This window comes from Nitrospirales bacterium (assembly GCA_031315865.1).
Lineage (GTDB): Bacteria > Nitrospirota > Nitrospiria > Nitrospirales > UBA8639 > JAGQKC01.
Genome location: JALDRJ010000002.1, coordinates 2708085 through 2731432, shown reverse-complemented (window position 1 = coordinate 2731432; position 23348 = coordinate 2708085). Strand labels below are relative to the sequence as shown.

27 protein-coding genes and 2 riboswitches are annotated in these 23348 nt (G+C 51.2%); of the genes, 5 read left to right on the top strand and 22 right to left on the bottom strand.

The window, feature by feature from the left end:
- From MRJ96_12475 to moaC, 3 genes are all read right to left on the bottom strand, one after another.
- The gene (locus tag MRJ96_12475) at window positions 1-444 is read right to left on the bottom strand and encodes a molybdenum cofactor biosynthesis protein MoaE (protein ID MDR4502258.1); all 444 of its coding nucleotides are present in this window, start codon (window positions 442-444) and stop codon (window positions 1-3) included.
- A 126-nt stretch (window positions 445-570) separates the two neighbouring features.
- On the bottom strand, window positions 571-825 hold the full coding sequence (locus MRJ96_12470; protein ID MDR4502257.1) for a MoaD/ThiS family protein: 255 nt from the start codon (window positions 823-825) through the stop codon (window positions 571-573).
- An 18-nt stretch (window positions 826-843) separates the two neighbouring features.
- The gene (gene moaC, locus MRJ96_12465) at window positions 844-1338 is read right to left on the bottom strand and encodes a cyclic pyranopterin monophosphate synthase MoaC (GenBank protein MDR4502256.1); all 495 of its coding nucleotides are present in this window, start codon (window positions 1336-1338) and stop codon (window positions 844-846) included.
- A gap of 193 nt (window positions 1339-1531) precedes the next feature.
- Between moaC and MRJ96_12460 the strand changes: the two genes are divergently transcribed.
- Window positions 1532-1882, top strand: coding sequence for a DsrE family protein (locus MRJ96_12460; protein MDR4502255.1), 351 nt, complete (start codon window positions 1532-1534; stop codon window positions 1880-1882).
- A gap of 61 nt (window positions 1883-1943) precedes the next feature.
- Here the strand turns inward: MRJ96_12460 and MRJ96_12455 are convergent, their stop codons facing one another.
- The 3 genes from MRJ96_12455 to MRJ96_12445 are packed head-to-tail and all read right to left on the bottom strand — an operon-like array spanning window position 1944 to window position 4369.
- Entirely contained in the window at window positions 1944-2243 is a 300-nt protein-coding gene (locus MRJ96_12455; protein MDR4502254.1) for a hypothetical protein, read from the bottom strand.
- An 18-nt stretch (window positions 2244-2261) separates the two neighbouring features.
- Window positions 2262-3284 (bottom strand): ATP-grasp domain-containing protein, encoded by a 1023-nt coding sequence (locus MRJ96_12450; GenBank protein MDR4502253.1) that lies wholly within the window; start codon window positions 3282-3284, stop codon window positions 2262-2264.
- Window positions 3281-4369 (bottom strand): putative zinc-binding metallopeptidase, encoded by a 1089-nt coding sequence (locus MRJ96_12445; protein MDR4502252.1) that lies wholly within the window; start codon window positions 4367-4369, stop codon window positions 3281-3283. Before MRJ96_12445 ends, MRJ96_12450 begins: the two co-directional genes overlap by 4 nt.
- A 306-nt stretch (window positions 4370-4675) precedes the next feature.
- Here MRJ96_12445 and MRJ96_12440 point away from each other — a divergent pair, with 306 nt between their 5' ends.
- Complete coding sequence (locus MRJ96_12440; protein ID MDR4502251.1) at window positions 4676-4825, top strand: hypothetical protein; 150 nt, start codon at window positions 4676-4678, stop codon at window positions 4823-4825.
- Between the two features lie 366 nt (window positions 4826-5191).
- Here MRJ96_12440 and MRJ96_12435 read toward each other — a convergent pair whose 3' ends face one another.
- Complete coding sequence (locus MRJ96_12435; GenBank protein ID MDR4502250.1) at window positions 5192-5728, bottom strand: HNH endonuclease; 537 nt, start codon at window positions 5726-5728, stop codon at window positions 5192-5194.
- A 164-nt stretch (window positions 5729-5892) separates the two neighbouring features.
- Between MRJ96_12435 and nirD the strand changes: the two genes are divergently transcribed.
- A complete protein-coding gene (gene nirD, locus MRJ96_12430) occupies window positions 5893-6231 on the top strand; it encodes a nitrite reductase small subunit NirD (protein MDR4502249.1) in 339 nt (112 codons plus the stop codon).
- Here the strand turns inward: nirD and MRJ96_12425 are convergent.
- The 9 genes from MRJ96_12425 to MRJ96_12385 form a co-directional block, all read right to left on the bottom strand.
- Complete coding sequence (locus MRJ96_12425; protein ID MDR4502248.1) at window positions 6228-6668, bottom strand: hypothetical protein; 441 nt, start codon at window positions 6666-6668, stop codon at window positions 6228-6230. The genes nirD and MRJ96_12425 overlap by 4 nt on opposite strands.
- A 130-nt stretch (window positions 6669-6798) precedes the next feature.
- Window positions 6799-7413: an SAM-dependent methyltransferase gene (locus MRJ96_12420; protein MDR4502247.1), complete on the bottom strand. Its 615-nt coding sequence runs from the start codon at window positions 7411-7413 to the stop codon at window positions 6799-6801.
- 353 nt (window positions 7414-7766) lie between these two features.
- Entirely contained in the window at window positions 7767-8078 is a 312-nt protein-coding gene (locus tag MRJ96_12415) for an IPT/TIG domain-containing protein (protein MDR4502246.1), read from the bottom strand.
- A 505-nt stretch (window positions 8079-8583) separates the two neighbouring features.
- A complete protein-coding gene (gene cobD / locus MRJ96_12410) occupies window positions 8584-9714 on the bottom strand; it encodes a threonine-phosphate decarboxylase CobD (protein ID MDR4502245.1) in 1131 nt (376 codons plus the stop codon).
- Complete coding sequence (cbiB, locus tag MRJ96_12405) at window positions 9711-10730, bottom strand: adenosylcobinamide-phosphate synthase CbiB (protein MDR4502244.1); 1020 nt, start codon at window positions 10728-10730, stop codon at window positions 9711-9713. Before cbiB ends, cobD begins: the two co-directional genes overlap by 4 nt.
- Before the next feature lie 162 nt (window positions 10731-10892).
- Window positions 10893-11660 (bottom strand): adenosylcobinamide-GDP ribazoletransferase, encoded by a 768-nt coding sequence (locus MRJ96_12400; protein ID MDR4502243.1) that lies wholly within the window; start codon window positions 11658-11660, stop codon window positions 10893-10895.
- A 14-nt stretch (window positions 11661-11674) separates the two neighbouring features.
- The gene (cobT, locus tag MRJ96_12395) at window positions 11675-12709 is read right to left on the bottom strand and encodes a nicotinate-nucleotide--dimethylbenzimidazole phosphoribosyltransferase (GenBank protein MDR4502242.1); all 1035 of its coding nucleotides are present in this window, start codon (window positions 12707-12709) and stop codon (window positions 11675-11677) included.
- A gap of 14 nt (window positions 12710-12723) precedes the next feature.
- Window positions 12724-13254 carry a bifunctional adenosylcobinamide kinase/adenosylcobinamide-phosphate guanylyltransferase gene (cobU, locus tag MRJ96_12390; GenBank protein ID MDR4502241.1) on the bottom strand — a complete coding sequence of 177 codons (531 nt, stop codon included), beginning with the start codon at window positions 13252-13254 and terminating at the stop codon, window positions 12724-12726.
- A 91-nt stretch (window positions 13255-13345) separates the two neighbouring features.
- Window positions 13346-13960 carry a cob(I)yrinic acid a,c-diamide adenosyltransferase gene (locus MRJ96_12385; GenBank protein ID MDR4502240.1) on the bottom strand — a complete coding sequence of 205 codons (615 nt, stop codon included), beginning with the start codon at window positions 13958-13960 and terminating at the stop codon, window positions 13346-13348.
- Between the two features lie 109 nt (window positions 13961-14069).
- Here MRJ96_12385 and MRJ96_12380 point away from each other — a divergent pair, with 109 nt between their 5' ends.
- The gene (locus tag MRJ96_12380; GenBank protein MDR4502239.1) at window positions 14070-14783 is read left to right on the top strand and encodes a ribonuclease H-like domain-containing protein; all 714 of its coding nucleotides are present in this window, start codon (window positions 14070-14072) and stop codon (window positions 14781-14783) included.
- Between the two features lie 20 nt (window positions 14784-14803).
- Here the strand turns inward: MRJ96_12380 and bluB are convergent, their stop codons facing one another.
- The 6 genes from bluB to MRJ96_12350 all read right to left on the bottom strand — a co-directional run bounded on the left by bluB (window position 14804) and on the right by MRJ96_12350 (window position 21666).
- Complete coding sequence (gene bluB / locus MRJ96_12375; GenBank protein ID MDR4502238.1) at window positions 14804-15487, bottom strand: 5,6-dimethylbenzimidazole synthase; 684 nt, start codon at window positions 15485-15487, stop codon at window positions 14804-14806.
- A 249-nt stretch (window positions 15488-15736) separates the two neighbouring features.
- The gene (cobO, locus tag MRJ96_12370; protein ID MDR4502237.1) at window positions 15737-16333 is read right to left on the bottom strand and encodes a cob(I)yrinic acid a,c-diamide adenosyltransferase; all 597 of its coding nucleotides are present in this window, start codon (window positions 16331-16333) and stop codon (window positions 15737-15739) included.
- A gap of 64 nt (window positions 16334-16397) precedes the next feature.
- Window positions 16398-18410: a TonB-dependent receptor gene (locus tag MRJ96_12365; GenBank protein ID MDR4502236.1), complete on the bottom strand. Its 2013-nt coding sequence runs from the start codon at window positions 18408-18410 to the stop codon at window positions 16398-16400.
- Window positions 18411-18439: 29 nt separating this feature from the next.
- A riboswitch (cobalamin riboswitch) is annotated at window positions 18440-18616 on the bottom strand.
- Window positions 18617-18720: 104 nt separating this feature from the next.
- The gene (locus MRJ96_12360) at window positions 18721-19551 is read right to left on the bottom strand and encodes an ABC transporter ATP-binding protein (GenBank protein MDR4502235.1); all 831 of its coding nucleotides are present in this window, start codon (window positions 19549-19551) and stop codon (window positions 18721-18723) included.
- Window positions 19548-20522, bottom strand: coding sequence for an iron ABC transporter permease (locus tag MRJ96_12355; GenBank protein MDR4502234.1), 975 nt, complete (start codon window positions 20520-20522; stop codon window positions 19548-19550). The genes MRJ96_12360 and MRJ96_12355 overlap by 4 nt, the downstream gene beginning before the upstream one ends.
- 241 nt (window positions 20523-20763) lie before the next feature.
- Window positions 20764-21666 (bottom strand): cobalamin-binding protein, encoded by a 903-nt coding sequence (locus tag MRJ96_12350; protein ID MDR4502233.1) that lies wholly within the window; start codon window positions 21664-21666, stop codon window positions 20764-20766.
- Between the two features lie 226 nt (window positions 21667-21892).
- Window positions 21893-22054: riboswitch (cobalamin riboswitch) on the bottom strand.
- 272 nt (window positions 22055-22326) lie between these two features.
- Between MRJ96_12350 and MRJ96_12345 the strand changes: the two genes are divergently transcribed.
- On the top strand, window positions 22327-23304 hold the full coding sequence (locus MRJ96_12345) for a hypothetical protein (protein ID MDR4502232.1): 978 nt from the start codon (window positions 22327-22329) through the stop codon (window positions 23302-23304).
- Window positions 23305-23348: the final 44 nt, after the last annotated feature.

Here is a 23348-nt window from a genome sequence, read left to right as displayed (position 1 = left end):
CTAAGGATGTTCTTCGACCCACACCTCGCCATCCGGCGTCTCTTCCAACTTCCAGATCGGAGTAATTTTTTTGAGTTCATCAATACACCATTCACAGGCCCGAAACGCATCGGCTCGATGTTCCGCGCCAACGACGATTAAGACCACATTTTCACCGATGTCAATCGCTCCATAACGATGCAGCACCAGCACTTCAATCACATCAAAATCGTGCAGTGCCCGCTCTCGAATTTCACGCAGTTTTTTCTGCGCCATGCCTTCATAATGTTCGAACGTCAGCAGCTTGACATCTCTTCCTTTCGATCGATCCCGTACCGTCCCCAAAAACGTAGCAATCCCGCCAATCCGAGTCGAACGAGCCCGTACGCGATCGATCTCTGCGTCCACAGAAAAATCTTCGGCTTGCACACGAACCAACATGGTTTCTTCAGTCTCAACAGCCATCGTCAGAACTCCTCTTGGGTAAACACGGAATGTGAACTCGTCCACGTCCGATCGTATGGCGCGGACTTAGATGTTTCGTGCATTTGCGTGCTCGCTATTTTATGTATATTGCCTGTCGCTACAGATTCAGGAGCCACCTGAGAATGGGGGCAATAAGGCTATTTCATCTGCGGCGTTCACGATCATATCCGGATGCGCAATTTCTTGATTCACGGAAATCAAGACTTTTTTCGTCTTGAGCAAGTCTCCTATCTTCGGATATTCAAGATGGAAATATTCGACCAAATCTTTCACGGTCTTCTCTGAAGGGAAATCGATGACCAGTTCTTTTTGCTGTTGCGCCAAGGTTTTCACCATCCCAAACAGTTTGACCGTCAGCATCGTTCCTCCCCTTTCCCTCTAACTCGCACGCGTATACGTTCCTGACTTCCCGCCAGACTTCGTGAGCAGACAAATATCGCCAAAACGAATGCCTTTGTCGATCGCTTTGCACATGTCATAAATCGTTAATGCCGCGACGGACACAGCGGTCATCGCTTCCATTTCAACGCCGGTTCCTCCAGTCGTCTTGACCGTGGCAGAAATAGAGATCGAACATCTCCCTGAATCGTCAGGTTGCGACTCTTCCTCGAAATTCACGTCAATGCTGGTCAGGAGTAAAGGATGACACATGGGAACGAGGTCCGGCGTACGCTTCGCTCCCATCACCCCTGCAACTTGCGCGACCGCCAGCACATCGCCTTTCGCAATTCGTCCTTTTTGAATCTTTTCAAGGGTTTCTGGCAGAACGAACACCTTTCCTGTCGCCGTGGCGACTCGGTCGGTCGAGGCTTTCTGAGACACATCGACCATTCTTGCGCGGCCCGACTCGTTGAAATGTGTGAATTCTCCCATATCTTGCCTCAAAAACCCCAGAAACCCCTTATAAAAACAGAAAAATTAGGTACCACATTATGACATTGGCCGAAAAACATCGTCAAGCAAATCATCGAACACAAACCCTTGACAGCCCCTTCCGTTCCGCGTAGATTCACTCATCGTTTTTACGGTCATTTCCATACCGATAGCTTGTACCACGTATTATGTTATGGCGATTCCACTCCCAGAAGGGTTTTCGGTTCAGGGCAAAAAACTGGGGATTTTATTGTCCACCCCACCGGAAAACCCTAACGCCCATTCCGTGACGCGACTGAGTGAAGAAGCGGTAACCGCTGGAGTCGATGTGTACCTGTACCTGATCGACGAAGGCGTGAAAAATCTACATAACCCGCCGTTACTGAAGCTGGCATCGTCGGGGGTCAAGTTTTTTGTTTGCGCCTACGGATGCCAACAACACAAGGTTTCTACCGAGGGGTATCCGAAAGAAGTGACGTTTTGCGGATTGGTCGTCCTCTCAAACATCATTACCGGCTGCGACCGATTCCTGGCTTTCAACTAAGGCGAAGTGGAGCTTTAAAGTAAGCACAACGGTCGGCTTGAAAGAAGAAGCCTGACATAACCTAGTCATTAGTTGACACCGCTTTCCAACCAAAATAAACACCACCAACGATCAGAGTCCAACCGACGAGATCTTTGAACCACCCTGTGTGAGGAGTGTCTTGGTAACCACCAGTGGACGTGTGTGTCAACGTAAATACCACTTCATCCATAGATACGATATAGGTCCCAGCACCAATAACCAATAGGCACACGATCAATAAATACCAATCGGTATGCGAACCATTCATCGGGCTTTCAAAAAAATGTGTACGTTCATGAACGACAACCATTCCAGTTCGACAAATTCTACGGTCGTGCATTCGGAGTCCATGCCATCACTAACGAACATGCTCCGGTTTCCAGCGCAGCCCCAGGTTCACGATGCATTGCAACAACTGCTCATACGACATGCCAGCATGTTCAGCCGATTCCGCTAAATCTTCGCCATAGGCGATTTGCGCGTTGGGATTGGCTTCCAAAAAATACAGGTTTCCATCCTTGTCCAATCGAAAATCCAATCGCGCATAGCCATTCAACCCCAAAATTCCATACGCGCGTTTGGCCAACCGTTTCATCTTCTGCATCATCGACTTGGTGAGATCCTTAGCCTCCTGTGACGTAATGCCGTACTTCTTTTGATATTTAACGCTCCACTTGACTCGTTGTGTCGCCACTCGATGGACATCCTCCGGAAGATTATTCAAGATAAGTTCCCAAACTGGAAACACCTGCAACCGCTTGTTCCCCAACACTCCCACGTACAGCTCTCGTCCTTCGATAAACTGTTCGACGATCGCACTGCTACCGACACTGTCGTGAATGAACTTGACCCGCTCTTCGAGCTTTTCGGCATCATTCACGATAGAGGCCTGCGAGATCCCGAGCGAGGCTTCTTCTGATATTGATTTCACGATGACTGGAAACGGGATATCATTATTCCACTTCACGGCCCGACCATGTGGAAACACCACGAATTCCGGACAGAGAATCCCGTGGTAGGTCAGGATTTTTTTGGACCATCCCTTGTCGCGTGTGAGCACCAACCCGCGAGGATTACACCCGGTGTACCGGACCCCCAGCAGTTCCAGGTATGACACGACATTCTGATCAAAACTTCCAAGTCCGTTAAATTCTTCGAGTAAATTAAAGGCAATGTGCGGTTTGAATTCTTGAATGGCTTTTTGAATACCCTCCAAATCATCTCGTACGCCCACACTCCGCACTTCATGTCCCATATCCCGAAGGGTTGTGGTGACATCAAATTCCGTTTTCCACTCCACGGTCGCCAAATCCACGTCCCCCGGATTGTCTGGGGGAACTAGGGCTTCATGCATGAGCGCCAGAACGCGAAGTTTTCTCATAACACGACCCGATGGCCTCCTCCATGAAGATAGTTCATCGTTTGAACCGTAAGCAGGATCGTAAAGTCGAGTTTCGCCTGATCTTCAGGAATGGTAAGGCGGAGCTGTCGATCGCGACAATAGTTCACGATGTCTTCCAGGACCTGATCGATGGTATATTGATATTCCCCGGTCCAATCAGCCACTTTTCGCCGGACTTCTTTTCGAAACCGCCGAATGAAGCTCACAGCGGTCGGCTGCCCCTGGTATTCCTTCGAGTCTGAAAACAATCGTCGCACATCTCGTTCGTAAAAATTCGGATAGTCGAGGCCGTAGCGTTCACGCTTTTGTCGGTAATGTTCCCCAAGTGTCTTACAGAGCGCCGGCAATGGATCCAGACGTTGCTTGTTCGTGACGGGAGGAGGCACGCCAGCCAACTCCTTCATCAGACTATCCATGTAGTTCAACTTCCGGAGCGCTGGCCACCCCTTATATCGTTCTTTCCAATCCGAACCGGGAGTCAGCCACACCGCGAAAGTTTCAGCAAAATCTTCATCGGGATGACTCTGCGCATACCAGGTGTCTAAATGTAAGACAAAGCTTTTACTGTAGGGTTTTGGCAGATAATTCTCCGGATACGGCTCGGACGTTTTGCCAAAGAGCTGCTGCCTCCGGGTACGCCGTCGCAATCGAAACGCATTTTCAATCGCATGCCCGGCCTCATGTCGAAGAATGCGCATGCACCACTCTGCAGTCCCTCCTTCAACCTCAAGCATTTGACTGTGCTCCAACTTGGCTAACCGTGGATGCCCCATGTAAAACGGTATGGCGATACCCGGGATGCCGTCCGGGCAGTACCAGTCATCCGACAGCCAACAGTGCGGACGAAACAGTAATTTTTGCGTTGCGAGTTCTCTATGAAGTTGCTTGATCTGTTTGGCGAGAGATGTACCTTTGATTTGAACATGAAGATCACAGAGACGCAACTCCAAGAGTTGCCTATCGGACCATTCGGCCCATTCCGGTTCGATGACGGTGCTCTCTTCCCTCGCCGTCGCCACCGACTCTCGCTCGCAAGCGCTGGCCTTTCGATTCATCACAGTCATGCAATTACGCCCGACACATCCCGTACATCCGGCATTCTTCTCAATGACGATACCGGTCTCATGCCCCACAACCTCAAAAACGACATCATCGTGATCTACTCCACCGTGGACTCATACAGAACTGATCACGCATCCTGACAGCCTCGACGTACGGCTCATTGGCACTATAGCGTAAGGGCATCGGACTGTGTTAGCGTGTCAGCACTTTATTGTGCGCAAGACGAAAAGCAGTTTTTATTGTTCTCTGTCGCATGATTACCTGTTTTTCATTTTTTCATTTATTCAAGTCAGGAAAGGAACAGTTTGATGCGAAGTTGCGAAAAATGTGACGGCACGATGATTCTCGATCGCGAAGTTGACATGGAAGCAGGCATGGCTTTAATGGTTTTTGTGTGTATTAATTGTGGTCGTCGAAAGCAAGCAGAACAGACGCCAAACCCACTCGTTCGGACCTAACCCCAGGCTGCATATCTATTACGCAATCAGGATGATTACCGAAATGGTAGATTTTCAAACATCGCGTCTATTGCATGTTGGAACAGGCCGTACCCATTCGCTGTGATTCATTCCGAGCCAACACCGTAATGCTCATCCATTGCCCATCCTTGCTTCGAGGATCTCCATGCCTCGAAGCTTTCCTTCAGCCGCCCCATTTACAAGCGATCGAAGCCTGTGACGGGTTCTTCCAGCGAACAGAGAACTCGCGTGGGACGAAATAATTCGAAAACCTGAACGTCAATATAAAGAAATGTGAATCAACGATGAAAACGAGATGATGAAAAACAAGAAGAAACAAAATTGAAGAAAGGATGAAGCAAATCGCTAACCCTCAGCATCCAACTCCATATTCCAATAGAGATAATCCCGCCAGCTTTCCGGGGCATGACGGATGCCGATCATTAACGTAAGGCGGGGCGTCCACCGGGGCTTGACAGGTTTTTTCAATAACTTCATGTTTGCCTCATGCGGCAAGCGCCCACTCTTACGGTTATTACACCGCCAACAGGCCGTGACAATATTTTCCCAGGTTTTCTTCCCGCCTTGCGCGATAGGCCTGACATGGTCAAAGGTCAATTCTTCGGTCCGAAACCGTTTGCAGCAATATTGGCAGGTGTAATTATCGCGGGTAAAAATATTAATGCGGGAAAACTTTACCGCATGATAGTTGCCACGGAGTTTGACAACCTTGAGGAGCCGCATGACCGAAGGCAGTTTCAGACTAATTGACACGCCCCTGATATCACGGTCGTGAAACTCAAGGACTTCCACCTTTCCCTGCCACAGGAGCGTAATGGCTTTTTGCCAATCGACTACCCGCAGTGGTTCATAGGTAGCATTGAGGAGTAAGGTCATTTCCATGGGGGTAACTAATGAGAGTCAAAAACTATCACCGACCCGAATGACACATAATATTTCTATAGCACCCTCCACAGTGAGGAATCAACAGGCCAATTGATCGTCTTGATGCTAGGCTATCCCCTTGCTACACTATTCGTTTCCCGGCTGATCATCCCCTTCCATTCATGACTACACGATTTATCACTGTGGCCAAAACTGAAGAAATCGCACCCGGAAGTTGCCGGTCTGTCGAGTTACAAGAGAGAAGTCTCGCGCTGTTCAACCTCGACGGTACGATCTACGCGCTGGACAACACATGTCCTCATGCGGGCGGGCCGCTCGGGGAAGGCACGATTGAGGGTCAGCTTGTCGCATGCCCCTGGCATGGATGGAAATTTGATATTCCGACAGGGACTTGCATGAAGAACCCGATCGATTCGTGGAGAGTCAAACGGTACGAAGTCCGTGAATCGGATGGACAGATACAGGTCTTGCTTCCAGCCACTGAACAACACAATTCCTAAGATATCTCGTCGGAGTGCGGCAGCGGGGCCAATTCATGCAACGGCATCACGCTGCTCGCGGCCAGGGTCACGACCTTTATCCACTTTTCTTTCAAGTTGACTCGCCAGGCGAAATCTCGTTCGATCCACCCGGTCTCCCCCTTTTCTCGAATCAACCGGCTGACCACGTAGGTTTCTTTCGATGGATCGCCGGCGACGGCCACGCGCCAATTCCCGACACGGATCGGATGTCCAAGCGCCTTGATATCTGCAATGACGTGCTCCAAGGCCTGTTCAATCGTGCTTGAGTCACGTGATTGATGGGTCTTGACTCGTTCTAAGGCTTCGAGGGCTTTTGGATCATCGGGAAGTTGAGGCCCCTTGGGTGGCTGAGTGGAAAACACCCACAGCACCCCAAATGCGAGAAGAGCGATGGCGAAGAGAAGTGGTTTTGACATGACGTGTACTCTCTATATCAGGCGATACCCCAATCCGTAAAGATCGTGGTCCTGAGAAGATCATTCACGGTGTCGAACTACGAGCATCTCATTCCCACCGCGTTACAATTCATAGGGCACATGTTTGACCTCAACGGCATACCCTCGTTGTGTTGACTCCTGAATCACTGGACCAACATGTGCTGATCGAGTCCCCCCCCAATGTCAACAGTGGAAAAACTCTCACCTCCTTGGCGACTCGCCACATCTCCATCATGGATGTGACATGAAATTGCGCATCAAAATGCTCGGAGAACAAAAAGAGAAAATGTGAGCACAACGCGAGATCGAACACGTGATCGGACAATTCAGGCAAACGCGGTAATTCCCCGATCCGGTACCGTTTCTGTTCTTTCCCGATTTCATAATCAGACAAAAACATTTCTAGAGTGGAGACTCGATGCATTCGCAGGTCATCGACGCTCTTGTGATACGTCCAAACCCAATCCGATGGAGTACACTTTACTTGTTCGAATACATCGTTAACGACCTTATCGAACTGCCGTTGAATTTCTTTCCCCGTGAACGAATAGAGCGGATCGACGGATATCACGCTGTGCCCCCGTTCACGCATTTCTGTGTTAAAACTGGCAGGACCATCGCCCACCCCAAGAATCTTTCTGCCTAAATCATCCTGTGACAGATCGAACATCGCCCGATATTCATTCAACGACCGCCCGAAGGGAACGACGTGTTCGAGTTGCATGGAGCTAGATCACGAAGAGAAACCCCAAGATTGAGATTTCAACTTTTACAGGGAATCCTAATAAGTTCCAATCGATACAGACGACAAACCCCGCGCGGTACGACGTTGAACCATAGCTAAAAATGTAGAGGAAAACCTATATAGATTTCAGTGCGAAAACTCGTCCTGCCCAGGAAGGAGCGTGTTGAGAATTGTAATGAAACGAAGCGGGAAAGAAAAACTGTGGAAGTTGGCGGCTCGCAGAGAAGGAACGTAGCCGCCGACCGCCATAGCGTCAGTCAATAAGAAGTGAAGCTTTTATGTCGTTTTTGATATCGACGACGTCAATATTGTTAGCATACTCGACCCGGCATTTACTGAGCACGCTGTACGAGTATGGCAGAACGTGCCGCTCCGCCACCCGATTGAATGTTTAAAAAAGTCATCCCTGGTCTCGCCGAATCTGGAACAATGACCTCAACCTTTTGCTCGTTAATGTAGGTCAGGTTTTTGGCTTCTTCCGACCCAATAATGACCTTGTAGAGGCACTCTTTTTTCTCTCCAAAAAAACGGCCAGTCACGATCATCTTATCACCGGGCTTGACCTCATCTGGTTCGACAGCATCGATATGCGGTCGTTTATTCGGACTACAAATCGGCTCTTCTTTGACCAGAATTGGCTTCACAACGAAAATCTCTTTCGCACCTATGTTTTTATCAACATACGCCTCTGACGAGGACATCTCTGATTGAACAGGCACGGAACCCATTCCAATGATAGTAAGAACCGCGAAAAAAACCGTCGCATACATGAAAAGCGATCTCTTGTGCATAGAGCCCCCTCCAAATCTAAGATCATGACAAAGAAAAGAGTTGGCCGCCCCAACCCTTGCAAGCACATGCCCCGCGTATTGAGCATTCCTTGGTCAGAGATAAACGTTCACCAACTTATATGAACAGCACAATTTATGCCTTGTAGAGTTTCCCGTTCATGAGTTCCTGGTAACTTGTTGATTGAAAACAACACTGTCGCGATGAAATGGGATAATTTTTGCCTTTATTATTCAACGCAAGTGTAGGGTTTCCCGTACACTTAAGACCCGATATTTGGTCACCTGTAGGCGTGGGGCATCTTCCGTAGTATCAACGATCGCAAGGAAGTTCTGGACGCATCGATCGTCGATGTTGAGGTCATATCAAAAGAGAGTGGAGAGCCTTAATGAGTCGATCGTTGTCTCTCGGTTTTCGAACCGCAAGACGTATCGTCGGAGCCTTGATACCCGAAAAATTTTGGCAATCCCGAATCAAGATGCCGCGCTCGAGAAGGCCAGCCTTTATCACTCGAACCTGCTCGTAGGACGAAAGCTCGACCATCACGAAGTTTGCAACGGATGGATAGACTCGCACGTTCGGCAAATGCGTTAAACGCTGGGAGAATCGTTTTCGCTCCCGTTTCATGAATTCACGGGAACGAACACGGAATGTCTCATCAACAAGTGCAGCTCGCGCGGCTACTTGGGCTACAGTATTCACCGACCAAAGAGGCAAATACTCCGCCAGCCGTTGAACGATCCCTGGTGACCCCGCTAAAAATCCCACTCGTATTCCCGGCATTGCATAAAATTTCGTGAGGCTCCTCAGCACGATCAATCGTTGATACTTCTTGACTTCATTCAGGACAGAGCCACGTGCACAGAACTCAATAAACGCCTCATCGACAACCAGATAGATATTTGCCTTCTCAGTCATGCCTAACAATTGAAGGATTTGGCGTCGCGAACAATGTTGCCCTGTTGGACTATTGGGATTGCACAAATACACCATATCGACCGGAGGGCTAAGGCTCCCTGAGCGGGACGTTTTATGTTGGGAAGGACGCTTTCTTGCCTTCGACAATTGGCGGCAGGCAGCATCAATAGGTGGACGGTATTGTGTCGCGCGCCGGGCATGAACGTAGGAACAAGAAGCTCCAGCGACGATCAGCGCCCGCTCAAATTCCATGAAAGTCGGCCCTACGATTACACCGTGCTGGCTACCGAGCGCACGGGGCAAGACAGAAATCAGCTCGGCAGATCCATTGCCGACCAGGATCATGTCTTCAGAAATTCGATAAGTCTCAGCGATCGTTTGCCTTAAGACTGTCGCCTCGATATCTGGATAATGCACAAGGGAAGGAACCGCGCCGTGGATGGCTCGACGGACGGCCAAAGAGAGCCCCAATGGGTTGATACTCGCGCTAAAGTCAAGAATTTTGTCGAGTGCTTTACCTCGTTTTAGCGAAGCCTGATGTACTTGTCCTCCATGCAAAACCTCTGCACTCACCAGGCAACAACCCCAAGGACCGTAAGCAGCATCAATCCCGATGCCGTGTACATCAACTGAATAGCGCGTGGAATCTGCTGTGGTTTCAAGATGCGTATCGCATCACCGAGGAAGGGTCGCTCAAGACTTCTGCCATCATACTCATTTACTCCCCCAAGCTGAACTCGAAGTCCGCCAGCCATGGCGGCCTCCGGCCATCCACTGTTAGGACTCGAATGTTTACGGGCATCACGCAGCAAAACCCGCGCTGCCGTTCGACCGCTTTTCAAACACAATGCCGAGGCCACGACGAGATAAAGGCCGCTGAGCCGGGCTGGAACCCAATTCATGACGTCATCACAGCGTGCCGCAGCCCACCCGAAATACTGATAGTCCTCTGTTCGATGCCCAATCATGGAGTCCAAGGTGTTGACCGCTTTATATGCAAGAGCCAATGGAGGCCCTCCAATGGCCAGGTAGAACAAAGGTGCGATCACGCCATCAGAAGTACTTTCGGCCACTGATTCTACGGTTGCCTTAACAATGTCTTGTTCAGAGAGGCTGGCAGTATCCCGTCCGACAATCTGAGAAACGGCTCTTCGCGCCTCCTCGAACGTTCCGTCTTGTAACCTCCTGTAGACTTCACTCGCATGATCTGCAAGGTCCCGGGCAGCCAGCGTCGTGTACCCAAGAACTATCCATGCCGCATGACCGGCCCATGGATGCAGTTGGGTCACGGCTTCAATGAGCCATGCTGCACCGGCATAAAACAGGCAGGGAAGACCCAGTGCGAGTATGCCTCCAGCCACATAGCGACTTATCCGGCCTTGCGTCCGTTGCAATACGACTCGTTCATATCCAGCGATCATCCGCCCCATGAATCGTACCGGGTGGGGAATCCATCGTGGATCGCCTGCCAGCAAATCCAGACCGCTGACCGCCAGAACTTTCAAGGCAAGGGTCATGACTCGGAAGCGGGAGAGCTCAGCTTTAGCAGGTCTGCGTTGAGAGGTTTCCCCGACCATTCGGCAAGACATGAGGGACAGAGACAATCGTGGTACCGTTCGGTGATCTCCACATACTGCTGATCTGTGATTGGTAATTCACGACACCAACACCCGAACAGACCGCAGACAAAGGTCCGGTGACATCGCTCACAGGTCTTGGGGAGTCTTCGTTTCATGACATCCTCGCTGGCCTTACACATTCCGCACTAAAAATGGCGCCGAGAGAAGAAATCCGATTTCGACAATCTCGTTGATCGTACCAAGAATATCACCAGTCATCCCTCCAAAGAGACGCGTCGCTCCCCATACGATGATTCGTACGACCACCACGATACTCAGTAAAAGAAAGATAGCTCTTAAGGGATCAAGTGACCAGAACATGCCTGCAGCGAGGATGAGCGTGGCCACGATGACATCCCGTATCGAAAGGTATTCGATAAAAGCGGCCGCAACACCTCCGTCAGGCCGAGCATAAAAAACCTTCCATGTTCCGATCACCATGGCCCAACGGCCAAGGGCAGGAAAACACAGGAGTACCCACTCCCGGCTCCCCGAAGGAAGACTCACCAGACCAGCATACCGAAGCCCGAGCGCCAACATGAGTCCGGTGGCCCCGATGGCACCGATGTGACTATCCCGAAGTATGGTCAAGCGTTGCGTTTTCTCTTTACCTCCAACCAGCGCGTCAATCGTATCGGCCAATCCGTCCTGATGAAGCGCTCCGGTTATACACACCAGAATCACGATCACCATCATGTTCGCCACTGATTCAGAGAACGCCGACAGGAGAATTGAATCACTCACAGCCAGCATGCCTCCAAGAAGAAAGCCGACGAACGGATACCATCTCATCGACTGAGCCAACTGTGAGGTTGAAACGTGGGCCTGCGTCCCCCATGGCCAAGGAAGAATGGTGAGAAAATTCCAGGCCAACGAAAATGACATCCACAGGTTTCGCATCGACGATTCGCCTCTTACGAAGCCTGATCGACACCGGCATCATCAAAAGTGGCCATTTGCGTCATGAGCAAAATGCTCGATTGCAGCAACCCAATCGCCAGACATGCTCCTGTCCCCTCGCCTAGACGAAGCTGAAGATCGAGGAGCGGATCCAGTCGCAAATGTTCCAACACCAGTTGGTGACCGTCTTCTGCCGAGCGATGAGAGGCGATCAGATACTCCCGGCACGTCGGTGAAAGCGTCACCGCAAGGAGAGCCGCCGCTCCGGCAATGAACCCATCCAAGATCACGGGTATGCGGCAACTCGCCCCGCCAAGTATGACACCGACCAGCCCGCCAATTTCATACCCGCCAACCTTGCTCAGCACATCAAAGGCATCGCCGGCTTGAGGATCATTGACTCGCAGAGCCTGTTCGATCACATGTCTTTTCCGACGCAATCCATCGTCGTCCAAACCGGCGCCCCGTCCCGTGACACGGGAAATGGGTTGTCCCGTCATCACCGCCGTGATGGCTGCACTCGATGTGGTATTGCCAATACCCATTTCCCCGGTAGCCACCAGACGCACGCCATCCGAAAAGGCCTGTTCGACTAATTCAATGCCGGTTTCGACAGATCGAATAGCCTCATCGCGAGTCATGGCTGGTCCCAAAACCATATTTTTTGTGCCTGGGCCGATTTTTCGCACAACGAGGCCATCAAGGTGATCAAGGTCACTCGCCACACCCATATCCACGATTTGGACCTCTACTCCCATTTGACGAGCCAACACATTAATGGCCGCACCACCATGCAGAAAATTCACGACCATCTGGGCGGTCACAGAACTGGGATACACGCTGACGCCCTCCGTAACGACTCCATGATCACCGGCTAACGTCAACACTCTCCCCCGTGGACATTGAGGCTTTTCCTCTTGAGAAATGGCCGAATAGAGTGCGGCCAGGTGTTCCAAACGCCCCAGACTGCCCAGTGGTTTCGTCAACCGATCCAACCGGGCTTGCGCTCGGGTGATGAGTCGTGGGTCTATCGGAAGAATCGTCTTCATCGTGATCGCTTTCATTATTTAAGACGAAGAGGAATGCCGCTTACCACAAAGTAGACTTCATCGGCCACTGAGGCGACTTGTTGATTCATGCGACCGGCCACATCCCGAAAGTTTCGAGCGAGAGGCTCACCAGGAACGATGCCAAGCCCCACTTCATTGCTGACCACGATGACTCGGCCAGGGACTTCACGAACAGATTGCAGCCAATCCTTCAGCAAAGAAGGGATTTTTTTTCGAAGGGTCTTCTCTCCAAGAACATTGTTCAGCCACAATGTCAGGCAATCGACCACAACGCCTTCATAGTTTCTTCCCTGGGTTCGAAACCAGGCGCTTAGTTCCACCGGAATCTCGACCGTATCCCACTTTCCACGACGATGGCGTTGATGCGTCCGAATGCGGCTCTCCATTTCCTGATCTAAAGGCTCCGCCGTCGCGACAAATGCCCGCGGCGTAAACGACCGGCAGAGTTGAAGCGCCAGGTCGCTTTTCCCCGATCGCGCTCCTCCCAGTATGAAGATGAACTCATTTTTTCGTCCGCCTTGCACAGAGCGTTTCTTCGAAGAGCGTTTTGGTTCGACAAACTTTGTCATTTGACTTGCCACACGACGATTATCGAATAACTCAATCTCTTATCCATCACGTTTTTTCCGGTTTGTTCCGGTCTGCTCCCGTCTCCCGTTCCCACAAATATTCTGGCTCATTTCGCGTGTGAGCCACCCACCTGGCCAGTACGAAGAACGCATCGCTGAGCCGGTTCAAGAATTTCACAAGATGTTCATCCACTGGCTCTTCTCGTGCGAGTTTCACACACAGTCGCTCGGCACGACGGCACGTTGTACGCGCAAGATGCAGGAAACCAGCGACTTTTCCGCCGCCGGGCAGGATGAATTCCTTTAATGGCTGGAGGTCTGTCTGGCAATCATCGATGAGATTTTCTAAATACTGAACGTGCTCAGCCGTGATCGACGGCATATTATTGAACGCGTCTCCTGGGGCCGTAGCCAGGATTCCTCCCAGATCAAACAACGTATTCTGAATCCAGCGAAGTGCCCATTCCAAACGCATCGCCGAATTCTCGCCCGCCTCTTCTGCTTCATGAAACACACGGGCTAACCCCACGACAGCATTCAACTCATCGACCGTCCCATACACTTCGACTCGCAAGGAGTCCTTCCAGATCTCCTGGCCTCCGGCCAAACGCGTTTTTCCGGCATCTCCTGTTCGTGTATAGACCTTCGATATCCTCATCATCGCCTCCTCACCTCAATATTCTCCAAACATTCCGTATGAATCGAGCTGAATGACACATCCTACCAGAGTGCATTACAATGCTGACCATTCTGACAGGTGAACGATCAGCATGGATCGAAAATATCTAGCGTTTGATATCGAAACCGCGAAAATTCTGCCCCCGGACTTTGGGGAATTACTCGCGCACCGCCCGCTAGGCATTTGTTGTGCCGCCACATGGGCCAGCCACAACCAATCGCCCGCCCTTTTCTACTCGAAAAAGCCTGACGGCACTCCGGATGGGCAAATGACCCAACAGGATTTATCCGCATTCGTCGACTTTCTTCTTTCCCAAACCGCCAACGGGTACACCATCCTCACACTGAACGGATTAGGCTTTGACTTCGATGTTCTCGCCGAAGAATCCAATCGTTGGGATGACTGCCGGCATTTGGCACGAACCCACGTTGATATGTTGTTTCATATTTTCTGCGAAAAGGGCTTTGGCGTGGGGCTGAACGCCGCCGCGAAAGCCATAGGGCTCAGTAAGCCAGAAAATATCGATGGTTCCGTCGCTCCGCAATTATGGAAAGACGGCCAGCATGGACAGGTCTTAGACTACGTGGCTCAAGACTGCCGCCTGACCCTGGACATCGCCGAATCGAGCGAACAACACAAAGCTTTCCGGTGGATCACGCGTAAAGGTACGACTGCCTGCCTCGATATTCCCTCGGGTTGGCTCTCGGTCAACGAAGCCATGAAACGCCCGCTTCCTGATACCTCATGGATGGATAAGCCATGGCCCCGGTCCAAATTTACGGCTTGGCTCGACTCCTCAACGTAAAAGACGATCATCGTGAGGGCTCATGACCGTTTCGCAGCTCTCTTTCCATTGCCATTGCTATATGTTCGGCCCCACGTCTCATAATGCACTAATTGGTCGAGCGGCAATCGTTTTCGCCAGCCGGCCTTCTCCAATTCTGGATGAGAAGAAAATTCTTTGACATACCCCATGCACAAATAAGCTACGAGCTTGACGGGCCGTGGAATACCCACCAGTTTTTTTAATGCCTCATAATCCAAGATACTCACCCAGCCGATTCCGATTCCCTCGGCCCTGGCCGCCAACCAGAGGTTTTGAATGGCACAGCACGTGCTGTACAAATCGGTCTCACGGATGGTTGATCGTCCCAGCACGTGCGGACCGCCGCGCTGCCTGGTGCAGGTCACACAAAGATTGATAGGGGCTTCCTCGATACCTTCCAGATTGAGGCCACGGTACAATGTGGCTTTCGCTCCACGATACCGCCGCGCCGCCTCTTCATTCGCCTGCAGAAACAATCGCTTGACCGCTTGTTTGGTGCCTGAGTCGCGAATCACGAGAAAATCCCACGGCTGCATGAACCCGACGGAGCCCGCATGATGAGACGCGTTGAGAATTCTGTGTAATGTCGTTTTGGGTATGGATTTCGAGAGAAAGTCTCGTCGGACATCACGACGTTCAAAGATCGCGCGATAGACTGCATCACGTTCTATCGTGGAAAACATATGCTTATTCATCTGGAACTACCACCGTGTTTCCGTCAACACCGCTGCCTTGCTCCTGCCCCACGGCCTTCAAACATGCCGGGCAGAGACAATTGTCATAGTGTGATTCAATCCATCGAAGGTGTTCGCACGTCAACGACACATCCTGACACCAACATCCATGGCCGGACAGACACTCAAACGTGGCTCCACATCGACTGCACGATTTCTGTCTTTGGTTATCCAAAGTCCTGTTATCCAGAGAAACTATTAAAACTCCACACCTTTCTGTGCTTTCACTCCCTTTCGAAACGGATGCTTGATCATCTTCATTTCCGAGACAAGGTCAGCCGCTTCGATCAGCTCATTCTTCGCCCCACGCCCGGTAATCACGACATGCATCATCGGAGGACGTTCATTGAGGCCATCCAACACTTGCTGAAGAGTGACGTACTCGTGATGGATGGCAATGTTCAATTCATCGAGAATGACCATGCCATACCGCTCATCATGCAAGATTGTGAGAACGGTTCTCCATGCCTCTTGCGCAAATTGCTTGTCGCGTTCCCGGTCCTGCGTTTCCCATGTATAGCCTTCTCCCATGCGGAGAAACGTGACTCGTTCACCAAAACCTTTCAAAATGCGTTCTTCCGCCGTATCGATCGCCCCTTTGATAAACTGCACGACGGCAACACGCATCCCATGCCCCACGCTTCGCATGGCCATACCGAGTGCAGCAGTGGTTTTGCCTTTCCCCGCTCCCGTATACACGATCAGCAAGCCCTTTTCTTCTTGCGCGGCTTCAATCCGCCGATCAACTGAGGCTTTTAGTCGTTGCATTCGTGACTGATGATCTTGGTCAGACATCCAAAGGAACTCCTTTGACGTACACTGTGTTATATCCTTCGATTTTCATGGACACTCGAATAAATTATTCGTTCGTATCTGACTCGGACGACACCGGTATTTCAAAGTTGACACGCACCCCCCCCCAGATCGAGCGACCTGGCGTGCCAAAAAACAGGACCTCTTCGTATTTGCGGTCTGCAAGATTTTCTACACGAGTATAGACTTCGAGGTGGCTATTCACCTGATAGGTCGCCGCAAGATTAAACAGGTAAAAATGAGGTAACGGGCTTTGGTTCCCCGTCGTACTGAATCGCGAACCAACGTATCGGAAGGTTCCCGTCACTCTGAGCGGTTCGACCGGTTGATAGGTCAACGTCGCACTCGCTTGATGCACCGGCCATCGGGCCAATCGCGTTCCGGTCTCAAGATCACGCGTCGAGGTATAGGTATATTGTCCATCGAAATCAAGCCGCTTCAGGAACGGCAATTCTCGAATGAGAAGAATCTTGAGGCTCGTCTCGACACCTTTGGCTCTGGCTTTCCCCACATTCTGAGCACAAAATCCAAAGATCGTAAATGGCGCGCAGCCTACCGGATCGAACGCCGTCACGATCAACTGTTTATACCGGCTCCAAAAATATCCGGCGCTTATCGTGACACGCTTGTTCAAGAAGGTCTGATCGACCGCTACATCGAAATTTTTGCTGGTTTCAGGCACTAATGTCGGATTCCCAAAATTTGGGAAGTAGAGCTCATTGATATCAGGCGTGCGAAACCCGGTTGCGTAGCTTCCCCGAACCTTGGTCCCGGTTTCTTTGAGCAAATAGCCGCCCGTGAATCGGTATGTCGTTTTCGACCCGGCCGTATTATGAGAGTCTTGACGAAACCCGGCCGTGCCGAATAGCCGGTCGAACAATTTCACTTGCATCTGGGCGAACCCGGCATGACTGGAGATGACATGCTCAGAAAAATTTCCTTTATTTTTGCCGAGTTGTTCACGGAATTGATACCCGACCGTTACGATAACTGGTTTTCCAATATAAAAATTACTTTGCCATTCAATGCGATTACTTTTCGTTCGAATATCAGAATTTCCGAAATCGGGCGGGACACTCATCGCCCCGGTCGCGATGCTCATTTGATTCGTCCCGGCTTGATTAATGCCGGTTTCGCGAGCTTGTGACAATGTAATTTTTTGGTCCCACCAATCGGTCATTGGCTGATGATAGGTACCACTGTAGATATACTGACGGCTCGTTGACTTCGCTTTGTACACATCAAAGGGTCCGCCAAAGGTACTCGGATTATCGATATCGATATCTTGATTCACCCACCGGAAGGCCAACTCCAATCGCCCCTTCCATGGCAGATTCATGCCGATGAGGGAAGATCCCTGCCAATTTCGAAACGCATCACGCTCGCCTGCCCCACGCCGATAATTGATTGAAGAAAACTTCGCCATATCCCAACGGGATAAGGCAATCGACATATCGACTGGCCCCATCTGACCTGAAAAACTGCCTCCTTCACGCAGAGAATTAAACGAGCCATACTCTGAGAAAATCCGTGCGACTGGCGCCCCTTCCCCTCGCTTCGTCCGGATATCGACTACGCCTCCCATGGCGTCCGAACCATACAACATGCTTTGAGCGCCACGGAGCACGGTAATGGATTCAATATTGTCGGTCGTCAACGTCCCGAAATTGGCTTCACCCAATGTTGCGCTATTAATGATAGCGCCATCGATCAAGACCAGGGTTTGCCCAGACGCTCCGCCGCGAATCCGAAACGTTGATGTGCCCCCGTATCCTCCCGTGGAGAAGATCGCGGCACCTTGACTCAACCCAAGCGCATCAACCAGCGTTCGATCATTCCGTCGACGAATGTCCTCTTCTGTGATCATCTCCACTGCGCTCGTGACTTCACTGATAGGCGTCGGGGTCTTTGTGTCGGTTACCACAACCGGCTCAAGCTTCTGAATCACCTCGGGGTCAGGCTCAGACGCGGCAAAGACCATGCACGGAAAAAATACACAGGCAGGAAGAACCCAGAAAAACCGTAAAACCACACGAATTTGATCATCACGCAACCACATGCACCGACCTCCCTTTGGCACGAAGGGTGTTATGGAATGATCTGGCCGTTGGGTCTCCTGACTCGCGGATCATCACTTCCCTGCGCCTTCCCATGGACGATTCATCCACAGTGACCTTGTTGCAGAGTCGCTTCCCGCATACAGTGGCGGCACCGTGCTGGATTCACACCAGCTTCCCCGTCACAACCAGCGTTGCTCCTTAAATTCCCCTCCTCCTTATGTTTAAGGTTACATCACAACGCATCTCGTCACTCGACACTCGCAGGACAAGCAATCGAGAGACGGATCGCGAACAACAAACATCGATACGCTACATTGGCAACGAAACCCTTGGCATTCCAGATTGCGGATGCCGATCGATTAACACCTCACACCCATAGACCTGTTCCAAGACCTCAGGCCGAATCACGTCCTCCGGCGTCCCTGTTGTCACGATCTGTCCCCGATCCAAAAGCAGCAATTGATCACAGTATTGACTCGCTAAGTTGAGATCATGTGAAACCAGAACGACCGTGAGCCCACGGTCTTGATTGAATCGCCGAAGAATTCTCGCGATATCCAATTGATGATGCAGATCCAAAAACGCCGTCGGTTCATCCAAGAGTAAAATTCTGGGTTCTTGAGTGAGAGCCCGCGCGATAATCGCACGCTGGCGTTCACCACCCGAGACATCGGTGATGAGCCGATCAGCGAGATGCGCCACATCAAGATCCTCCATCGCACGTTCCGCAATCTTCTGATCTTCAGAATCTTCCCAGTGCCAGCCACCCCACCCGGCATGATGCGGAAAACGGCCCATCAAGACCATTTCGCCGATGGTAAAGGGGAAAATTTGCTGTGTTTCCTGTGGCACAAAGGCCACGGTTTTGGCGATGGAGGCTTGCGAGAGCCCCTGCATGTCTTGACCGTAGAATTCAATACATCCTTCTTGAAGAGAGAATACTCGAGCTAGCAATTTGAGTAAGGTACTTTTCCCGGAACCGTTGGGACCAAGAATACCGAGGATGGTCCCGGCCTCAATACTCAGGTTTATGCCGGTCAAGACCATTTCAGGATTCTTCACAAACCGAGAGGGATACCGAAACGTGAGATTCGAGACGGACATCGCCGGCATGGTTCTGACGTTTTCTCTATTTCTCATGTGATCAATTGTGCCCGGCGATTCATTAACAGATATAAAAACACCGGCCCCCCCACGAGCGCAGTGACCACGCCTACTGGAATTTCCGCAGGGCTCAAGACCGTTCTGGCCACCGTATCAACCACCATGAGAAAGGTTCCGCCTGTCAAACTGGCGATTGGGAGCAATAAACGATGATCGGCCCCGATTGCCAAACGTACGGCATGTGGGACAATGAGCCCCACAAATCCGATGACACCGCTAAAAGCCACGACAGCTCCAGTCATCAAGGCCGTCGCGAAGAACACCAGTTTCTTGACTCGTTCCACTTCGACTCCGAGAGAGCGTGCGGCTTCCTCGCCGAGGGTTAAGAGATTCAATGACTGAGCCTGAGAACCCAGCACACAGAGGCCAACGCCAAGATACAAGATCAAAACCATAAGAGTCGGATAATCAGGCCCGGTCAGTGAGCCCAGCAACCAGGCCATCATGCCGAATGCGCGATTCGGGTCAGCGATACTGGTGAGAAACGTAATGAGCGCAGAAAAAATCATGCTCAGGACGACGCCTGCCAACAATAGGGTATAAATCGAAAATCCATAGTGTGTCGCGGCAATCCGATAAATGATCAAGAGTGCTACCACAGCTCCAAGAAAGGCGCAAATGGGAAGAGATGATAAACTCCACACCGAGGCACCCGCTCCGAACAGGAGGGCCACCGCTGCCCCCAGGGCCGCCCCACTGGAAATACCGAGCACCGACGGATCTGCCAACGGGTTTCGCAGAAGAGCCTGAAGCGAGACGCCAACGGCCGCCAGACTTCCCCCGACACAAAAGGCTAAGAGAAGACGGGGGAGCCGAACATCCAGCAGAATCGTCTGTGTCAGGTCAGTTTCCCCACTACTCACCGCACGATCTAGTATAACCTGCGTGAAGACCTTCACGATGGTCGAGAACTCGATGACTTGCGTGCCATACCGAAGACAAGCCATCAATACCCCTAGCGTAATCAGACAAAATAGGCTGACCCAGAAACTCCAACGGCTGAGCGTAAGTGGGCGAAAACTCGTCGGAGTGGGATGACTGCGAGAGGGGCAAGAGGCCAACTCCACACGACCCATTGAAGAATGAGAAGAAGGCAATGGAGGCCTATCGATGGTAGATTTCACAGGAGGTTATTCAATTCGTTGCGAGAGTCATGTTCATGAAAAACCTGATCGCCTGGCCCGGCACTCATCTCTCAACGGCCACCCGATCGTCCTGTAACACATCGGGGTGGAGCAAGCTGACCAATTGCCTTAACGCTTGAATGATTCGCGGCCCCGGACGATTCAGCAAGTCGCTCTCGACTTGAAAAAGCTTTCCCTCTTTGACGGCCGTGAGGGTGGTCCAGCGTTTCCATTGATCTTGTTCGGCTGGTGGAATGCCCTCAAATCGACCGACAGGGAACAACAGGACTTCAGGGTTTTGCCGCAAGACTTCTTCCATCGCGAGGCGCGGATACGGTGTCGCCGTCCGCTCGGCGACATTTTGCCCACCGGCTAATTCAATCAAATGGTGGATGAAGCTTCCTGGTCCGACCGTGATCAGCGGGTCAGAGTTCAATACATAGAGTATTCGAGGCCGCGTTCGTCCTTTCAGACGGTCAGAAAGTTCAGATATTTGTTTACGCAAGGCCGTCGTTTGCTCATTTGCCGCATCGGAGCGTCCCACCATCCGTCCCAACAGCTTGATATGCGCCATGATCTCTTCAACCGTATGAGCTTCAAGGATAAAAGTCGGAATCTTCAGTTGCTCTAATTTCTTTAAAAGATCGACGCGCACGAACGATTTTGGGGCTAAGATCAAATCGGGTTGGAGCGAGACTATCGATTCAATATTCGGCTGAGCATACCCCACTTTGGGCTTCGTTTTGACTTCCTCAGGAAAATTGCAAAATTCCGTCACGCCAACAATTTCCCCACCGGACCCAATGGCATACAACATCTCGGTAATACTGGGGGCAAGAGAAATAATCCGCTTGGGATGCTTGGCCAGAAACAGCTTCCGGCCCATGTCGTCAATAAACGTCCGGGGCGCCACATTCGCCATAAACGGCATGCCAGTCAAAATTCCTTGTTGGCGACGTTTGTTCATGGATTCACCGTCTCCCGCAAACAGGGGTGTCAAGAGAGCATGTTGCAAACATCCAATAAGACACAGAGCCGTCAAATAAAGAAGGCCCTTGGAAAAACTTCGCTGACACCGGATCGTTCGCAAAATAAAAAATCCCCAAGGCCTGACGGACCTTGAGGATTGCACCCGTATCATCATCCTCACCCTTTTCCTCAGCCCACGAAGGAAAGACGGTCATAGAATGAAGAAGTATTCTGACTTCTGGACTATAGCGAATCCAATGAACTTCTCAGTCAGCTCACCTAAACTGACGCAGCGTCATAAAATACTTCAAGCTGTGAAAGTTATCGGAAGCGGCTATAGCCTAGTTACAGCGGCGGGACCGTGCGGGATTCACACCCGCTTCCCTCCATGCATTCCGAATATATGTTAAGCTCGACTGTAGGTCAGCAACAAAAGCATTGTCAACTTGCCCACCTGCGATGTCCTACCCAAGAGCCATAGCTCTACCGCACGTCGCCTGAGTGCATGTCCCGTGCAACCATCCCGTCACGTGGGCAAGCCCACCTGCGATGTCCAACCCATGAGCCATGGCCCTGCCGCACGTCGCCTGACTTGACCTCAACGACGAATTCCTTCACCCTATGCCATCTCATGCGAAGAGCATTCTCTACATATCAAATGAAACATGGCTATCTTCTGCTCATGTTGCCGCCAATCTTCGTCTATCTCGTCGCAACAGTCCTTTTCGAACTGAGCGCTACAAACCGTTCAGGGGATCTGCCTAGCAAAATCGGGGCATTGATCGCTTCGCAAAATCTCACCACCTTGTCCTTTCAGCTTACTGAAATGAAGGTTCGATACATGTGGTTTGCCACAACCGTCGTAAATTTTACGGTCTGTCTCTATGCCGCGGTATTGTGCGGCACGATCATCTACCGATCACATTCCGTCAGACGCTTAATGCTGATGAAGGCGATTGGCCTGGTCTTGGTTATCGCGGGCATCGGAAGTTTGATTTATAGTGCGATGACCAAAAATATGATGTTTCAGCTCATCTATTATTTCAGTTTTCATACGCTTGAACACACAAAATACTATGGTCCCACATTTCTTGGTCATATTGACGCGTTACTGGCACTGGCCAACGCCTTAGCCGTCATCGTGCCCTGCCTCGTCTTACTCGCCGCGTCCAGCACTCTCGCACCACCCGTCGACAAGACCCAGGATCACCTCGCCCATCTCACGATACAAATGCGTCACCTCAGGGGCGTGTTAAATATTGGTTCGGCTATTCTCGTTGGCGGGACCCTCAACATGCACGCTTGGCTGAGGTGGCCAACAGGGCTAGTCCTCGATTCAAACGTCCAGTCGGCTTATGCCGGCGCCGCCCTTGCCATCACGATGTTTTGGGGGACGACCTTCACACTCATGCTCATCACAACGTATGGACCGGCTGCGAGTTACCTGAGTTTTCAAGCTCGAGACTTTGCCGAACGAGCCAGACAAGCCGGGACCATTCAAGACCCACAACGTTGGCTGCACGACAATCATTTTTCGATTACGTTGGGAGAACAATTACCGCAAATTGGCGTCATCCTTGGTCCCCTTTTGGCTGGACCGATCGGCTCCTTCCTCATGTCCCACGTAAGTTCGTGATGTTTTCGCAAGACGTCCCCTCACGCGCCTACACCTCTGGCTGG

Excerpts from the sequence above, each read along its gene's own strand:
- nirD (MDR4502249.1), top strand. The coding sequence starts at position 5,893 with ATGACTACACGATTTATCACTGTGGCCAAAACTGAAGAAATCGCACCC.
- MRJ96_12470 (MDR4502257.1), bottom strand. The coding sequence starts at position 825 with ATGCTGACGGTCAAACTGTTTGGGATGGTGAAAACCTTGGCGCAACAG.
- MRJ96_12450 (MDR4502253.1), bottom strand. The coding sequence starts at position 3,284 with ATGAGAAAACTTCGCGTTCTGGCGCTCATGCATGAAGCCCTAGTTCCC.
- MRJ96_12360 (MDR4502235.1), bottom strand. The coding sequence starts at position 19,551 with ATGAGAAATAGAGAAAACGTCAGAACCATGCCGGCGATGTCCGTCTCG.
- MRJ96_12400 (MDR4502243.1), bottom strand. The coding sequence starts at position 11,660 with ATGCGAAACCTGTGGATGTCATTTTCGTTGGCCTGGAATTTTCTCACC.
- cbiB (MDR4502244.1), bottom strand. The coding sequence starts at position 10,730 with ATGTCTTGCCGAATGGTCGGGGAAACCTCTCAACGCAGACCTGCTAAA.
- cobO (MDR4502237.1), bottom strand. The coding sequence starts at position 16,333 with ATGTCTGACCAAGATCATCAGTCACGAATGCAACGACTAAAAGCCTCA.
- MRJ96_12435 (MDR4502250.1), bottom strand. The coding sequence starts at position 5,728 with ATGGAAATGACCTTACTCCTCAATGCTACCTATGAACCACTGCGGGTA.
- MRJ96_12440 (MDR4502251.1), top strand. The coding sequence starts at position 4,676 with ATGCGAAGTTGCGAAAAATGTGACGGCACGATGATTCTCGATCGCGAA.
- bluB (MDR4502238.1), bottom strand. The coding sequence starts at position 15,487 with ATGTTTTCCACGATAGAACGTGATGCAGTCTATCGCGCGATCTTTGAA.
- MRJ96_12355 (MDR4502234.1), bottom strand. The coding sequence starts at position 20,522 with ATGGCTTGTCTTCGGTATGGCACGCAAGTCATCGAGTTCTCGACCATC.
- MRJ96_12350 (MDR4502233.1), bottom strand. The coding sequence starts at position 21,666 with ATGAACAAACGTCGCCAACAAGGAATTTTGACTGGCATGCCGTTTATG.
- MRJ96_12475 (MDR4502258.1), bottom strand. The coding sequence starts at position 444 with ATGGCTGTTGAGACTGAAGAAACCATGTTGGTTCGTGTGCAAGCCGAA.
- cobT (MDR4502242.1), bottom strand. The coding sequence starts at position 12,709 with ATGAAGACGATTCTTCCGATAGACCCACGACTCATCACCCGAGCGCAA.
- MRJ96_12365 (MDR4502236.1), bottom strand. The coding sequence starts at position 18,410 with ATGTGGTTGCGTGATGATCAAATTCGTGTGGTTTTACGGTTTTTCTGG.
- MRJ96_12455 (MDR4502254.1), bottom strand. The coding sequence starts at position 2,243 with ATGCACGACCGTAGAATTTGTCGAACTGGAATGGTTGTCGTTCATGAA.
- MRJ96_12420 (MDR4502247.1), bottom strand. The coding sequence starts at position 7,413 with ATGCAACTCGAACACGTCGTTCCCTTCGGGCGGTCGTTGAATGAATAT.
- MRJ96_12385 (MDR4502240.1), bottom strand. The coding sequence starts at position 13,960 with ATGATGAGGATATCGAAGGTCTATACACGAACAGGAGATGCCGGAAAA.
- MRJ96_12380 (MDR4502239.1), top strand. The coding sequence starts at position 14,070 with ATGGATCGAAAATATCTAGCGTTTGATATCGAAACCGCGAAAATTCTG.
- MRJ96_12460 (MDR4502255.1), top strand. The coding sequence starts at position 1,532 with ATGGCGATTCCACTCCCAGAAGGGTTTTCGGTTCAGGGCAAAAAACTG.
- moaC (MDR4502256.1), bottom strand. The coding sequence starts at position 1,338 with ATGGGAGAATTCACACATTTCAACGAGTCGGGCCGCGCAAGAATGGTC.
- MRJ96_12445 (MDR4502252.1), bottom strand. The coding sequence starts at position 4,369 with ATGACTGTGATGAATCGAAAGGCCAGCGCTTGCGAGCGAGAGTCGGTG.
- MRJ96_12345 (MDR4502232.1), top strand. The coding sequence starts at position 22,327 with ATGAAACATGGCTATCTTCTGCTCATGTTGCCGCCAATCTTCGTCTAT.
- MRJ96_12425 (MDR4502248.1), bottom strand. The coding sequence starts at position 6,668 with ATGTCAAAACCACTTCTCTTCGCCATCGCTCTTCTCGCATTTGGGGTG.